Genomic DNA, 15,278 nt, shown 5'->3' with positions numbered 1-15,278 from the left:
TATTATTTTAAATATTAAGCTTCCTGTAATCCAGTGTTAGTAATTTTTGTCATGTAACCTATTCCAGGTTGAACGTTAAGTTCTTCTAAAACATAATAAGTTCTTTCGTTCTTTAATGCTTTAGATACTTCTGAATTAGGGTCGTTTGCGTCTCCAAATATAATCGCGTTGGTAGGGCATGTTTGCTGACAAGCAACTTTGATGTCTCCATCTTTAATTTCTCTTTTAGCAATTTTAGCCTCTAATTTACCAGCTTGAATACGTTGGATACACATTGAACATTTCTCCATAACACCACGGAAACGTGTAGTTACATCAGGGTTTAACACTAATTGTGTAAACTCATTGTTTAGATAGTTATCAAAACGAGAATCATTCCAGTAGTTAAACCAGTTGAAACGACGTACTTTATAAGGACAGTTGTTTGCACAATAACGTGTTCCTACACAACGGTTATAAGCCATATGGTTTAAACCTTCTGATGAGTGAACAGTTGCTAATACAGGACAAACAGTTTCGCAAGGTGCATGCTCACAGTGTTGACAAAGCATTGGTTGATGAACGACAGAAACGTTCTCCATTGCACCTTCTATAGCCTCAATCTCTTTCTCCTCTGTAACTTTTTTACCTTCTTCGTTGAAAGTGTAATAACGGTCTATTCTTAACCAGTGCATCTCACGACGACGACGAACCTCATCTTTACCTACAACCGGAACGTTATTTTCTACGTTACAAGCTACGATACAAGCACCGCAACCAGTACAAGCATTTAAGTCGATAGCCATTACCCAGTTGTGACCTGGCTGATCATACTTATTCCATAAATCGTAAGTTTTATGTTTTGCACCATGATTACCACTACCATGAGTAGCGTCATGTTTATACTCAGCAAAAGTTGCTTCTCTAATCACATTTCTACCCTCAAAAGAGTGGTGAGTTTGTGTTTGAGCTAATTCTTCAAAACCACCAGTTTTAGTGATGCTTACAGAATTTACTCCCTGTAAAGTACCATTAATATAGCTTAAGAAAGGATAAGCATTTTTACCTACCGCATCTCCTACTTTACCAGCTTTTACTCTACCATAACCTAAAGCAACAGAAACTGTACCTTGAGCTTGTCCTGGTTGGTATAAAACAGGTAAATCAATAGCGTAATCTCCGCCTTTAAGCGTTACAATATCAAATTGATTGATACCTAAAGACTCTGCATATTTAGGGTTAAGAGCAGCATAGTTATCCCAAGTTACTTTAGAAACCGGATCTGGTAACTCTTGTAATAATGGGTTGTTAGCTTGTACACCACTACCAATTGCAACTGATTCATAAACTTGCAACTCAACATCTTTAGCAATTGCTTTTGATGCTTGAGCAATAGAAGCTGCAGCAGCATTAACATTTCCTGCGAAAGTATAAGCTCCTGCTGGTTTAGCAGCTAACTGTACAGAACCTGTTTGTAAAACATCATTCCAAGTTTTACCAGAAGCAACTAAAGCTGTTTTAGCCCAGTTATTCTGTACATAAGTATAATACTCTTGAACAGGATTATTAGACCAAACTAACAAGCTTTCTTCTGCCTGACGAGTGTTGTATATTGGGTTGATAGTAGGTTGAACTAAAGTATAGTATCCTTCTACTGGATTTGCATCACCCCAAGATTCTAAATAGTTATGGTTAGTAGCAACTACACTACATAAAGCAGCAGTTTCATCTTGTCTATCAGCAAAAGAAACTTTTAAAGCAACTTTGCTTAAAGCGTTAGCTAAATCTGCTGATTTTGGATAAGTAAAAATTGGATTACTCTCTAAGAAGAAAACAGCACCTACTTTACCTGCACTCATATCTGCAACTAAAGTATTGAAGTCTGTATCTATACCAGTGTATTGGTATGATGGATTATCTAAATCTATAGTAGTACCATAAGCACCTAAGAAAGTGTTAATAGCGTTTACTACAGTTTGTGTTGCGATATCATTAGAACCAGAAACCACCAAAGCAGCTCCTTTAGCATTTAGTAATTCTTTAGCAGCTAGTTTTATTGCGCTTGCAGCACCAGCATTACTTAAAGTAGCGCCTTGTACCGCAGCACCAGTTAAAGCAGCATATAAACTTAAAACTGCAGCTCCTTCTTCTGAAACTTTAATAGCGATACGTGAATCTGCGTTAGTACCAGTTGTACTCATACCAGACTCAAACTGAATGTGTCTAGACATTCTCTTAGCTTCTAGTGATTTGATATCACGATTGCTAGCATATTGCTTAGAGAATTGTGTTGGAGAAATCCAAGTACCTAAGAAATCAGCTCCGAAACTTACAATAACCTGAGCTTTTTCAAAATGATACTGAGGCAAAACAGCTTTTCCGAAACTAGCTTCATTTGCTTTGATGATACCAGTATAAGAAACTGGATCAACAGTTACATGCTTTGTAGCTGGATATTGAGTGATAAAGTCTGCTATTACTGCTTTTGCAGAAGGACTGTTAACTGTTGAGCTTACAATAGCGATTGCTTTTCCTGAAGCCTGAACTTTATTTAACTCTCCTTTTACAAAACTATCTACATCAGCCCAAGAAGCTTCTGAACCAGATAATAAAGGACCTTTTAGTTTAGAAACGTCATAAAGATCTAAAACAGAAGCTTGCGCTTGTGCATCTAAACCTCCGCCATTGATAGGGCAAGAAGGATTAGGCTCTATTTTAATAGGACGACCTTCACGTGTTTTAACCAATATACCAGCACCTTTATAACTTGATGCATAATAATTAGGAATTCCAAGGGTTACTTCCTCTGGCTTGATGAGGTAAGGGACTGCTTTACGAACTGGAGCTTCGCTACATGCTGCTAAAGTAACAGCACCTAAACCAAAGCCCATTGCTTTTAAGAAATCCCTACGCGGAGTAGCCGCTGCTAATCCGGTACCTTCTAATACTTCTTCTATAGGAAGCGGTTCAGAAAACTCGTTTTTATTGTTTTCTACGAATTCTGGAGTTTTTTGCAGCTCCTCTAAACCTTTCCAATATTTCTTTGTGCTTTCCATTTAAGCTATATAAGACTGTATTGTTTATGCTAATTATTTAATATTAATAGTGACACTTACCGCACTCTAAACCACCTAGAACTGCTGCAGTAACTTTCTCGCCTTTCTTGATTTGATCATGAGCAGCAATTACCTTATCATAGTAAGCGTTTCCTTCATGTTTAACCTCAGTTTCTTTATGACAGTTAATACACCATTTCATGGTTAAAGGAGAATACTGATAAACTTCTTCCATGGTCTCTATTGGACCGTGACATTTCTGACAATCAATGCCAGCAACCTTCACGTGTTGAGAGTGGTTAAAGTAAGCTAAATCTGGAAGGTTATGAATTCTAACCCACTCTATAGGACGAGGATTATCTCCATAAGCCTGAGTTTCTGGATTATAATCCAAAGCGGTATAAATTTTCTTAATTTCTGGTGAAATTTCTCCATCATACTTTTCAGTAGCTTGTACGTATTTGTGGCAATTCATACAAACGTTAAGTGATGGAATGGTAGCATTTTTAGACTTCCAAGCTCCAGAGTGGCAATACTGACAATCAATTTGATTTGTACCAGCATGTAACTGGTGAGAGAATTTAATTGGCTGTACTGGTTGGTAACCTGTATGAACACCTGTGTTCCACATTTCTACCGTACCAAAAGAAGCTAATAAAATTACGAAGCCTAAAACCACAAAGAAAACTAGTTTCTTGTTTTTAGCCATTCTCTTTAAACCAGCAAACTTATCTTTTGCCTCTTCTTCAACTTCGTCTTCTTCTGCTAAAATAGCCTCGCCTTTATTTAATAAAAGACGCTCTAAAGTTGAAATTACACGGTTAAGCACTAAAATAACTAAGAATGCAATTAAGATGACAGCAACTAATCCGATAATCATAAAGTTGCTCACACCAGTGTCAGCACTTTCTGCACCAGCAGCAGCACCACCTGTAGCGGCAGCTTCTGGTTTTTTATCTCCCTCAACTTGAATGTAAGCTAAGATGTTTCTAACGTCATCGTCAGAAAACTGAGGGAATGGAGTCATTGCTGCTTTATTGTACTCTTCGTAAATTTTAACAGCTCTTTCGTCTCCTGAAGCCACCATGGCCGGAGCGTTTTTGATCCACTTAATTAAATAGGCTTCATCGTTGTACTTTTGGTTTACACCTGCTAAAGCCGGACCAAGTACACGCTTGTTCATAGCGTGACAAGAAGTACAGTTAGCTTTGTAGAGTGCTTCACCAGCCACAGGATCACCATTTACAGCTGCTCCACCTGCCGCAGGCGCTGCTGCACCAGCTGCTTGTGTAGAATCTGCAGGAGTTCCTTGCCCAGACACCATACCCGAAGTACCTAAAGTGATAGCCGTAACTATCATAAGGGATCTTACCAATCTTCTAAAATCAGATGAGAAGTTTCTCATATTGAGTTTGTTATACTAAAATTTAAATGTTTCCTGATTGAAAATGCGACTAAACTGTGTGTTACACCTCATTTTCGAATCACAAAAGTAAAATTAAAAACCTTTTGGCTGACAATTTGATGACTGATTTTAACAATTTAAAATCATTCTAAACAAGATTAAAAATTGGCCTTATTATCATTAAAAACGCAATTTTTTATTTTAGGTTGATAATCGTCACATTTTTTCATCCTAAAAATTCTTGTGTATATAATTTATTGTTTTAAAAGCCATGCAAAAATTAAAGGTGCAACAATGGTTGCATCAGATTCTACAATGAATTTAGGTGTATCTATATCTAATTTACCCCAAGTAATTTTTTCGTTTGGAACAGCACCAGAATAAGAACCGTAAGAAGTTGTAGAGTCTGATATTTGACAGAAATAACTCCAAAAAGGAATATTTTCCATTTCCATATCTTGATAAAGCATGGGTACTACACAAATAGGAAAATCACCCGCAATACCGCCACCAATTTGGAAGAAGCCTATGCCTTTACCTTCTGAGTTTTTCACATACCAATCTGCCAACCAAGCCATATACTCGATACCGCTTTTCATGGTTGTAGGCTTCATTTCTCCTTTAATTACATAAGAAGCGAAAATATTACCCATGGTAGAGTCTTCCCATCCTGGTACAACGATAGGTAAATTCTTCTCGGCAGCAGCCAACATCCAAGAGTTTTTAGGGTCTATCTCATAATATTCCTCTAAATCTCCGCTCAATAACATTCTGTACATAAATTCATGAGGGAAATAACGCTCTCCGGCATCATCGGCATCTTTCCAGATTTTATGGATATGCTTTTGTAGTCTTCTGAAAGCTTCCTCCTCAGGGATACAAGTATCCGTAACACGGTTGTAATGATTTTCAAGTAAATCCCACTCGTCTTGAGGGCTTAAATCACGGTAATGAGGAACTCTTTTATAATGAGAATGTGCCACCAAGTTCATAATATCCTCTTCCAGATTAGCTCCGGTACAAGAAATAATAGAAACTTTATCTTGACGAATCATCTCTGCTAAAGAAATTCCAAGCTCTGCAGTACTCATAGCACCAGCAAGGGTAATCATCATCTTTCCTCCCTCATCTAAATGGGTTTCATAACCCTTTGCGGCATCCATTAAAGCTGCAGCGTTAAAATGGAGGTAATTTCTTTCTATAAATTGTGATATAGGTCCTCTTTGTACGCTCATATTAATAAAAATTTTGTCCAAAAATACGATTTTGATTCAGAATTGAGAGATTTACAGATTTATACTTCTTAATTCTAATTTATTTTTAATGTTTTACATGATTTTATAAGAACCTATACTTTAAGAATATGAACTTTTAAGCGATTGCTCTATAACTAACGTATCTAAAAAAAGAAGAAAATATTTAAATTTTCATTCATATTAACATGAGCCTTTCCTCCTAAATCATAAATTTTCTTCAAAAATTGTTAATCCCTTAAGATTTTTTATTTTTGAAGACTTAGAGCATATTTGCAACCAGCATACCGTGAATAAACAAAAAGTTTTAATTACAGGAGCAAGCAGGGGTTTAGGTTTAGCCATAGCTCAAGCATTAAATAAAGACTACTGTCTTATTTTACACGCTTCTAAAGCAAATCACATACAACACTTAAAAGAAGGTAATTACATTATTGAGGCTGATTTTTCTAAACCCGAAGAAGTAACTGCTTTTTGTAAAACCTTAAAAGCAGAACATGGAGATGACCTGTATGCAGTCATCAATAATGCTGGGATTACTTTAGATAAGCCTTTACTTTATCAGCCAGAAAAAGACATAGATAAACTGATACAAGTAAACCTAAAAGCGCCTATACAAATTGCCAAAACAGCTTTAAAAATATTTGGTATACAGCAAAAAGGCGTTATCATTAACATGAGTTCTTGCGTTGCCGAAACTGGAAATGCGTTTCAAGCCGTGTATACGGCTACTAAAGCAGGACTTATTGCTTTTTCAAAATCATTAGCCAAAGAAGTAGGCGTTATTTATGAAAAACATGAAATTAGGATTTTAAGCATCTCTCCTGGATTTATTGAAACAGATATGACAGCTGCTATCCCACAGACAGAGCAAGACAAATATTTAAGTCATATCCCACTTAGAAGATTTGGAAAAGCAGAAGATATTGCAGAAACTGTAGCTTTTCTTTTATCCGCGAAAGCGGCTTATATAAACGGTAGTAATATCAATATCAACGGAGGTATTTTTTAGATGTTAGAAAATTTAGTAGGTACAAAACCAGAGAATATGCTATTACACGGGCCTAGCAAATTATTGGTTCATGAATACCATTGGCATAGCCCTAAAACAGGTATAGTTGCAAGCTATACACCAAACGCTGCGGATGTTAAAGACCATTTTGGCGTTTTTAGAGGAGTAGACCAAATAGAAGCTTTTGCACAAGCTACTACTGGTTCTTGTGCCGCTTTTTTAAGCTATGTTAAAAGAAATGAGGAGCAGGGTATCAGTAAAGACGAATTTATACCAACATTTATAAGTATTGGTGGGGTTAACTTTCATTCGTATTTGCTAGAAGGAGAAACTTTTATCAGTATAGGGAAAATTATCTTTTATAAATTTAGGCAAATGGTGGTTGATGGGCGTATTTATAAAATACCCAGAGGCATAGACTTAAATCATTATTTTAAAGATTTTACCGAAGAAAAACTAAATAATTACGAAGTTGGAGAAGACTTTACCTTGGTTGCCGAGCTTTTTGGCATCACCGGAAGGGCTATTAAAAAGAAATAATAAATTATAGAAATGGAAAGACAAGAAATAATTGATGGAATAGTAGAGATTTTAAGAACTGTAAGAACTATAGATCAAGAAAAATTAAATCATGTAACAGAAGAGACAGACTTTATTGCTGATTTAAAAACGCCTTCTACCGAGATGATTAATATTGCAGCTAAAGCAGAACAAAAATTTGATGTAGAATTTGAAGACGAAGATATTGATGATTTAGGTTCTAAGGTTAAAGATATTGTAGATTTGATTATCAAATCCAAAGGTTAAAATTAACATGAGTATTAAGGGCAGAAAAGTAGCTGTAGTTGGTATGGGTGGGGTTTTCCCTACCTGTAATAATTTAGATGAATTTGAGCAAAAACTCTTTAGCAACCAATCTCTTATCCGATATTGGGATAAAGCTGTAGCTCATGGAAAAAATGTACGCTCGCATGTTGCAGGTTACATTACTGAAACAGAAGCTCACTTGCAACCCGTATATTCTACCTTACTTCAAGAATATCCAGAAACCTACATAGACTTACTCAATCGTATACCTGACAATAATTTAGCTACAGCTGATATTGGAAGTATTTGGGCTATGCTAAGCACTGCTGATGCTATAAAAATGGCTGGCTGGACAAATGCAGAAGTAGAATCTGAACAAACTGGTGTGGTTGTAGGTTCTGGCAGCTGCGGTAATGAAATACAGCGTATAGCTTGGCATAGTTTCTTTGTATTAGGCAAGAAAACTCGCTTTGTGGGTGGCCATAATGTAGATAGAGGTATGGTTTACAGAGAAGCTGCCAATGTCTCATGCTTTATCAAAAATAAAGGTATTTGTGAGGCTATCGGATCGGCTTGTGCTACAGGCCTAGGTAACATTGGCTACGCCTATCGCATGATAAGTTTTGGTTTACAAGACCGCATTGTTGCCGGAGGTGCCGAAGGAACAGCTTTAGAGAGCTTTTTAGGCTTTGATGGCATGCAGGTTTTAAGTAGAGGGTTTGAGCCTCATGAAAGCTCGAGGCCATTTGATAAAGATAGAAACGGCTTTGTTTGCTCTTTTGGCGCTGGCATAGTATGTTTAGAAGCTTATGATTTAGCTAAAGCCCGTGGCGCAAATATTTTAGGCGTTATTGATGCTTATTTTAATAATTCTGATGGGGATGGAGATATGTTTGCACCATCTTTTAACGGACAACGCCGCTTATGGCAAGGCCTTTTAAAAGATATCCCTTATAAACCAGATGTGGTTAAGGTACATGGTACTTCTACCCCTACTGGGGATGCTATTGAATTACTAAGTGTTGTTGATAGCTTAGGAGATCAAGGATACCATATTGCAGCGCCAAAATCGCAGTTTGGCCATATGTTGGGCGCTGCTGGTGCTGTAGAATTTATTGCAGCTATATTAATGCTAAAAAGACAAGAGGTTTTACCTTGTTTAAATGCCGTAAACTTAAACCCAGAGCAAGAAACTTTTCAAGCCACATCAAATTGGGAAGGCTCTAAAGAACCCCTAGCCTATTACCGGGATTTATTACAACAACAAAGCTTTACAAAAGAAATAAATAGTATTACCTGTTTAAATTATGGTTTTGGCGGTACCAATAGCGCTATGTTAATCTCTAGAGATGATAAATAATCAAAATAAAATAGCAGTAGTTTTTGGCGTAAGAAATGAAAGTTCTATTGCTTTTCAGGTTGTATTAAAACTTCATGCATCGGGCTGTAGAGTAGCTATAAGCTATACAGCAGAAACCAAAGAAGAGGTATTAACATTGTTAGACGCCCATCAAATTGATGGAATTCACCATCAGGTTGATGTTAGAAACGAGCTGGAAATCAAAAGCTTTCTTAACCAAGTTTATGAACAATGGGGCGCAATAGATTATATTTTACATGGGGTGGCTTATGGCAATCAGCTGGTGATGTGTAACAGTTTCCCTGGTTCAGCAGAACCTGCTAGCCGATATATGGATATTCCTTTTGAGGATTTAGTAGATTCATTTAACATTAGCGCCTATTCTTTATTGAGAATTTGTAGGGTTGCAGAGCCTCTTTTGGCTAAACAAGCATCTATTTTAACTTTAACCTATAATGCATCGCAGAGGGTTTTCCCTAATTATGCTGGAATGGCTATTAATAAAGCTGCTTTAGAAAATATCATGCAATATTTAGCTCATCATTTTAGAAGTGCAGAAGTTAGGGTTAATGCAGTATCAGCAGGCTTAGTCATGACAACATCTGCTGGTGGTGTAAATGGTGTAAGAAAACTTCGTAAAATTGGTAAAATTACTGCTCCGCTAGGTAATGTAAGCGCCGCAGATGTAGCAGATACAGCTTTATACTATTTTTCTGATTTATCGAAAAAAGTTACAGGTAATATCCATTTTACAGATGGGGGCTTTAATATCATGGGGGTAGCCATAGATGAAGCATAATTTGGAAGAAACCCTAGATGAACTCATTCCAAAAAAGAATTTCTCTTTGGGTAATGATTTAGTTTTCCTTCCAGATTTTAAACTTTCTTTTAACCCTTTATTTAAACAAAAAGTTTATACCCAAGCAGAAATTGATTATTGTGAGCTTTTTGAGGATAATATGCTCAGGTACGCCTCTACATGGGCAGCAAAAGAAGCAGTTTATAAAGCAGTAAAGCAAGTAAACTCAAAGCCATTACCTTTTAAAAGAATAGAGATTTTAAGAGAAAAAATATCGGGGAAACCCCAGGTGATACTACCAAATGATTATAAAAACTTACTCATTAGCCTTACCATTAGCCACGATGGTGACTATGTTTGGGCAGCCGCTTTGATGAAGATATAATTGCCTATGACCAATCATTATTATCAACATCCAATAGCCTTACTTCATTACTATAAGTTTGGCAAGGGACCAAAAGCAATGCTTTGTTTCCATGGCTATGGTATGCATGGTAAGCAGTTTAAACTTTTAGAAGAGCAGCTAGGGTCTGATTATACCTTTTATGGTTTTGATTTATTTTTTCATAAAGAAACCAAACTCAAGCAGCAAGATTTAGCTAGCATTAAACAAGGTATAACCAAAGTACAATTAGCTAAACTTTTTACTGATTTTTGCGATGAGCAGCAAATCCATAAATTTTCAATTTTATCTTATTCTATGGGTTCGCATTATGCTGCAACAATTGTAGAAGAGGCTCCTGAAAGGATTTTAGAGTTTATTGCTGCCGCACCATCAAGTTTTAAACCGGGTTGGTTGGTGATTTTTTTAAGCCGTAAAAAACTAGGCAATAAATTACTAGAAAAATTAGCTTTAAGCGATAAGGGTATGCATCAACTTTTAAAGTTTATAAAATCCTTAAAGGTGATAGACCAAAAGATATATGAAATTTTATATCAAGAAATAGCTACTTACGAGCTTAGATTTTCTTTTTATGCTTGTTTAACTTATTTAAAGCATTTAAAGATGAATCATGATAAATTGGTGCAAAACCTTAATCAACATCAAATAAAAAGTATCTTTATTTTTGGTGCTAGAGACAAAAACTATTCGGTTAAAATTGCAGAAGCAACTCTAAAGAGAATACATTTAGCTAAACAGGAAATTTTAGATGCTAACCACGAATTGGTTAATGCTGAATTTCCTCATCATTTAAAGAAATTATTGCATGATAATTAAAGCTAAGCCATTACCACGTCCTATTTTTATGGCAGCGGCTCGTTTGTTGATGTGGTTTATGAAAAAGCGTTTTAACAAAATGATTATTCATGATGTAGCGCTTCAAAACAATTCTTCCTATTTGTTGATGTGTAACCATCTTGGTTTTTGGGATGGTTTTTGGGCTTGTTATTTAAGTTATTATGCTATTAATCCTAAACAAAGGCTCCATGGCTTTTATTTTATGATTTTAAAAAAGCAATTACAAAAAAACCTTTGGATGAGATTTTTTGGTGGTTTTTCTATTGTTCCACATTCTAAAACCTATATAGAGAGTATGGAATATGCTGCAGAAATACTCAGTAAACCCGGTAATTTATTGATGATGTATCCGCAAGGAAATATAGAATCTCAGTATGTGAGGCATATAGCTTTGAAAGACGGAATTTGCAAGCTCTTGCCTATGGTAAAAGGAAAATGCCAATTGTTATGGAGTAGTAATTTAACCGAGTATTTTGAGAGCTTAAAACCATCTGTTTATTTCCATATGCTAGATTGTGGTAGCCCCCAAGACTTTCATTTTGAAGAACTACAGAAGAAAATAAACCAACACCATCAACAAGCTATAAAAAAGCATTTTAGGTTTACAGAAGAAAAGCATCCTTAATCGGCACCAAGCCTTTTTAAACCTTCTTTAGCCTTGTTCTCTATACTATTCTCGTATTCATGATTTTTCATGTTAATAGCTTGATGGTAGAAATTAACAGCTCTGCTTTTATCTCCTTTTTCTTCGAAAGTTAAAGCCATTTGAAGCGCAGCATTTGCAGCAAAATAGTAAGCACTTTGTTTACCAGCATAAATGGTTTTTTGGTAATTTACCAAAGCTTCTTGCGTTTTATTTAAGGCATCATAAATTCTTCCTAAGCGATAAAAATACTCTATTTGGTCTTTTTGCAATTTAAAATCGGCTTGGTTTTTATCTTTTAAATAGGCTAATGCTTTGGTATAATAACCTCCGTCAAAACTTAAACGAGCTCTTAATAAAGAAACATCAGGAGCGTGGTCATTGGCTTCTTTTAAAGCCTGTTTATCTTTCTCATCGTAAACATTACCTTTCATTTTAACCATTTTAACAAAGGTTTGATATTTAGCGATATCATTTTTCAGATAATAGTAATAAGCAAGCTTTAAATAAGCATCCTTCACATAATTAATCCCCCGGTACTCGTTTATGTATTTAGCCAGATAAACGTAAGCATCAGAATCATTTCTGTTTAATTTGGCATTACCCAACAGGTAATTTAGTTTAGGGAAGTTTAGGTATTGCCCAGTTTTAGTAGGCCTTCTCTGCAAAAACTTAATAGCATCATCATTATGTGCATTTCTGTAAGCTATATAACCTTGCAAATAGGTTTTCAATAAACTATCATCACCAAATGAAGACGTAAGATTTAGAATTTTTTGATAGCTATTTTTACTTTGTATAAGGTCTGTTTCTATGTAACACAGTAAAAAAACAACTTCTTCTTTGTAAAAGTTATAGGGTGTTTGCGTTAAAGATGTGGTAAGATGATCAAGCTTTTTTATGCCTTGTTCTACATTACCTCTAAAACCGAAAGATTGCAAAACGCCTTTTATATTGGCAGGTATAGAACCCATGATGACGTTTACCAAACCTATACTTTTTTGATTTGGTAAAAAAGTAGGGAATTTTTTCTCGTTCTCTTTTAATAAGTTATCAGCTTTTTTAATATCCAAGCCAGAAGAAAGATAATCTTGAAATCTGCTTTTGAGCATACCCCATTGTAGATTGATTTCTGCCTGTGCAAAAAGATAATATGGAGATTTAGAATCTTGATCTTCTAAAAGACTAAGCCTAGTACTTTTTAAATTCTTTAATCGGTTATAATCAGCTTGATTTTCAGAGACTAAAAGGCTAAAGAAATCTATATAATTCTCTAATAAAATGATGATTCCGTTTTGCGGATGTTGTTGTTTTTCTATTCTTAAATGCGCTTGTGCATCTTGAATTCTTAAATCAAAAATAGCCTGATAAGCTTTGATACAATTGTTATTAAAATCAAAATTTGCTTTAAGTTGCGTTGTTAAAAGGGCAAAAAAAACAGTAAATAAAAATACTTTCTTAAACATTATGAATAGTAGCGTATAAACCGGGTTTAAATATCAAGGTTTATTTGTAAAACCTAGCATCATGAGCAATAAAAATGCCTAAGAAGATGAATTTTAGAAAAAAAAAGTTTTTAAATGCTTCTACTAAAAAAATCAAATTTCTGTAGGTCTACTCTATCCAAATTTAGGATTCATCTTTAGTAAAATCTATTTAAGCTTAAAACATAGTCATTCAAATCCCGTTTGGATAATTATCTTTGAGACTAAATATGAAAAAGATTCTACTTTTATTTTTGCTTGGCTTGTCTTTAAACGGCTTCTCGCAAAAAAAACTTATAGATAAATTCTTCTCGCCAGATACCAATAGACACAATAGCTTTTTACCTGTTCCGGTAATAGCATACACCCAAGAAGCAGGTTTTGAGTTTGGTGGCGCTGGTTTATATTCTTTTTATCTGGATAAAACGGATAGTTTAATTAGACCTTCTCAACTATACGGATTGGCCTATACCAGTACCAAAGGCCAGTCGCAGGTTTCTATAAGGTCTGATTTATGGTCGAGAGGAAACAAATGGCACCATTTATACGATGCCAGATTTTATAATTTGCCCTTCAATTTTTACGGAGTTGGAGATGCTACCTTAAGAAGTAACGAAGATAAACTGATACAAAGACGTTTTAGGCTTAACGCCGAAGTAGAAAGACAATTAGCTAAATCTTATTATCCGGGTTTGGGTGTAGAGTTTGAATCGCAAAGCTTTAGAGATGTAGAACTAGGCGGATTTTACAACAACACACCTTTCTTTGATAAGGATGGAGGAAACTTCATTTTATTTAAAATAACACAATTAATAGATACCAGAAATACCAACATTTACACAACTAAAGGTTTTTTTACAAGATTGCGTTATGGCTATGCTCCTGATTTTTTTAAGCAGCAACAATTTGAAGGAACTTTATTCACTTTAGATTCTCGCTATTTTTATACACCGCATAAGAAATTCACCATAGCAGCACAAGGTTTTATGGAAGCGGTGAGTAGTAAAAGAGAAATTCCGTTTTATATGCTGAGGCAAATGGGTAACGACCAAATTATGAGAGGTTATTACATGGGCAGGTATAGGGATGAAAATTATGCTGCCATACAAGCAGAAATTAGATTTAGACCCGTAGACCGTTTTGGATTGGTTGCATTTGGAGGTACCGGAACTGTTTATGCGAAAAACAACTTTTCTGTTAATAGGTTAAAACCTAATTATGGTATTGGTGGCAGGTTTTTCTTTGATTTAGATAAAAGTTTAGCCCTAAGAGTAGATTATGGCTTTGGCGAAAAACCTTTAGGCGAAAAGAGGAATTCTGGCTTGTATATTTCTTTAGGAGAGTCTTTTTAAACCCTCCTAAAACTTAATTTTAAAATCTTCTTTGGCGATCCCTTTTTTAAAGAAAACTAAGCCTATCCAAAATAAATCAACCGTTACACTTACTTGAGGGTGTGCTTTAATTTCTGTCCAAGCTTCTTTCATGCCTTGGCTCCAGTAAATATCATCAAAAATAAGCAAGCTATTTTCGTGTACTTTTGGCAAACACCAATTGAAATAGTTCAAAGTAGCATCTTTACGATGGTTTCCATCCACAAAAACGAAATCTAGCTGTTGTTGGCTTTGTAGTAAAACTGGCAGGCGTTCATCAAAATTACCTACTTCTAATTTTATACGCTTTAAACCTAATTTATCAAAATTTTCTTGTGCTATAGCAGCCGTCTGCGGGCAGCCCTCCATAGTAATCACTTGTAAATTTTCATCGGCTTTAGCTAAATAAGCTGTTGTTACACCTAAACATGTTCCAAGCTCTATTAAGGTTTTAGGTTTGGTATATTGTACTAAACGGAATAATAATTTTGCTAAACGCGGTGCTTTAAGCGCATTTTTTGCCAGCTCTTTAACGGCTTTAACTTTCTGATTATTAAGATGTGACCCAGCCCCTAAATCTGTAACGGTTACATTTCGGTGGTCTTGAAGTAAATTTTTACGTAATTCTTCGATACTTTTGTATTCGGGTTTATCTTTGAAATCGTAAATTACTTCATCTATAAGCTTGTAAACAAATGGTGAATGTACACCATGACGTGTTTTGGCATTGATTCTGTGAGCGATGTAATCTAAGGCGAATGATATATTAAACATGATGGCGAAGATAGGAATTTGCGTTGTGATTGCGTATAGGCTAATGAGTATTGCGTATGGAGATACTAGATGTGAGACTTTAGATTTTAGAATTTT

Annotated in this window: 14 protein-coding genes; 9 read left to right on the top strand and 5 right to left on the bottom strand. The window is 35.4% G+C overall.

All coding sequences use genetic code 11. The features are described 5' to 3' along the window. Positions 1 to 14 precede the first annotated feature (14 nt). The 3 genes from FYC62_RS15805 to FYC62_RS15795 form a co-directional block, all read right to left on the bottom strand. Positions 15 to 3,035: a TAT-variant-translocated molybdopterin oxidoreductase gene (locus tag FYC62_RS15805; RefSeq protein ID WP_149075639.1), complete on the bottom strand. Its 3,021-nt coding sequence runs from the start codon at positions 3,033 to 3,035 to the stop codon at positions 15 to 17. 43 nt (positions 3,036 to 3,078) lie between these two features. Next, positions 3,079 to 4,440, bottom strand: a complete 1,362-nt coding sequence (locus tag FYC62_RS15800; protein WP_039449975.1) for a cytochrome c3 family protein — start codon at positions 4,438 to 4,440, stop codon at positions 3,079 to 3,081. 254 nt (positions 4,441 to 4,694) lie between these two features. Further along, complete coding sequence (locus tag FYC62_RS15795) at positions 4,695 to 5,675, bottom strand: deoxyhypusine synthase family protein (protein ID WP_039449972.1); 981 nt, start codon at positions 5,673 to 5,675, stop codon at positions 4,695 to 4,697. Positions 5,676 to 5,982: 307 nt separating this feature from the next. Between FYC62_RS15795 and FYC62_RS15790 the strand changes: the two genes are divergently transcribed. Genes FYC62_RS15790 through FYC62_RS15755 form a run of 8 tightly spaced genes read left to right on the top strand, consistent with a single transcriptional unit; the run spans position 5,983 to position 11,536 of the window. Further along, a complete protein-coding gene (locus tag FYC62_RS15790; protein WP_039449970.1) occupies positions 5,983 to 6,705 on the top strand; it encodes an SDR family NAD(P)-dependent oxidoreductase in 723 nt (240 codons plus the stop codon). Beyond that, a complete protein-coding gene (locus FYC62_RS15785; RefSeq protein ID WP_149075638.1) occupies positions 6,706 to 7,245 on the top strand; it encodes a hypothetical protein in 540 nt (179 codons plus the stop codon). Between the two features lie 12 nt (positions 7,246 to 7,257). Then, entirely contained in the window at positions 7,258 to 7,512 is a 255-nt protein-coding gene (locus FYC62_RS15780) for an acyl carrier protein (protein ID WP_149075637.1), read from the top strand. 7 nt (positions 7,513 to 7,519) lie between these two features. Then, positions 7,520 to 8,872 (top strand): beta-ketoacyl-[acyl-carrier-protein] synthase family protein, encoded by a 1,353-nt coding sequence (locus FYC62_RS15775; protein WP_149075636.1) that lies wholly within the window; start codon positions 7,520 to 7,522, stop codon positions 8,870 to 8,872. Further along, on the top strand, positions 8,862 to 9,671 hold the full coding sequence (locus tag FYC62_RS15770; protein WP_149075635.1) for an enoyl-ACP reductase FabI: 810 nt from the start codon (positions 8,862 to 8,864) through the stop codon (positions 9,669 to 9,671). Before FYC62_RS15775 ends, FYC62_RS15770 begins: the two co-directional genes overlap by 11 nt. Continuing rightward, positions 9,661 to 10,056 carry a holo-ACP synthase gene (locus FYC62_RS15765; protein ID WP_039449955.1) on the top strand — a complete coding sequence of 132 codons (396 nt, stop codon included), beginning with the start codon at positions 9,661 to 9,663 and terminating at the stop codon, positions 10,054 to 10,056. Before FYC62_RS15770 ends, FYC62_RS15765 begins: the two co-directional genes overlap by 11 nt. A 6-nt stretch (positions 10,057 to 10,062) precedes the next feature. Then, a complete protein-coding gene (locus FYC62_RS15760; protein WP_149075634.1) occupies positions 10,063 to 10,890 on the top strand; it encodes an alpha/beta fold hydrolase in 828 nt (275 codons plus the stop codon). Further along, positions 10,880 to 11,536 carry a 1-acyl-sn-glycerol-3-phosphate acyltransferase gene (locus FYC62_RS15755; protein ID WP_149075633.1) on the top strand — a complete coding sequence of 219 codons (657 nt, stop codon included), beginning with the start codon at positions 10,880 to 10,882 and terminating at the stop codon, positions 11,534 to 11,536. Before FYC62_RS15760 ends, FYC62_RS15755 begins: the two co-directional genes overlap by 11 nt. Here FYC62_RS15755 and FYC62_RS15750 read toward each other — a convergent pair. Further along, positions 11,533 to 13,020 (bottom strand): tetratricopeptide repeat protein, encoded by a 1,488-nt coding sequence (locus FYC62_RS15750; protein ID WP_149075632.1) that lies wholly within the window; start codon positions 13,018 to 13,020, stop codon positions 11,533 to 11,535. The two genes, FYC62_RS15755 and FYC62_RS15750, sit on opposite strands and share 4 nt — an antisense overlap. Positions 13,021 to 13,268: 248 nt before the next feature. Here FYC62_RS15750 and FYC62_RS15745 point away from each other — a divergent pair, with 248 nt between their 5' ends. Further along, on the top strand, positions 13,269 to 14,390 hold the full coding sequence (locus FYC62_RS15745) for a BamA/TamA family outer membrane protein (protein WP_149075631.1): 1,122 nt from the start codon (positions 13,269 to 13,271) through the stop codon (positions 14,388 to 14,390). A gap of 6 nt (positions 14,391 to 14,396) precedes the next feature. Here the strand turns inward: FYC62_RS15745 and FYC62_RS15740 are convergent, their stop codons facing one another. Then, positions 14,397 to 15,182 (bottom strand): O-methyltransferase, encoded by a 786-nt coding sequence (locus FYC62_RS15740; RefSeq protein ID WP_149075630.1) that lies wholly within the window; start codon positions 15,180 to 15,182, stop codon positions 14,397 to 14,399. Positions 15,183 to 15,278 lie beyond the last annotated feature (96 nt).

It is taken from the genome of Pedobacter aquae (genome assembly GCF_008195825.1).
Classification (GTDB): domain Bacteria; phylum Bacteroidota; class Bacteroidia; order Sphingobacteriales; family Sphingobacteriaceae; genus Pseudopedobacter; species Pseudopedobacter aquae.
Note: the sequence above shows the minus strand (reverse complement) of the source record. Positions and strands in the feature narration are given on the sequence as shown.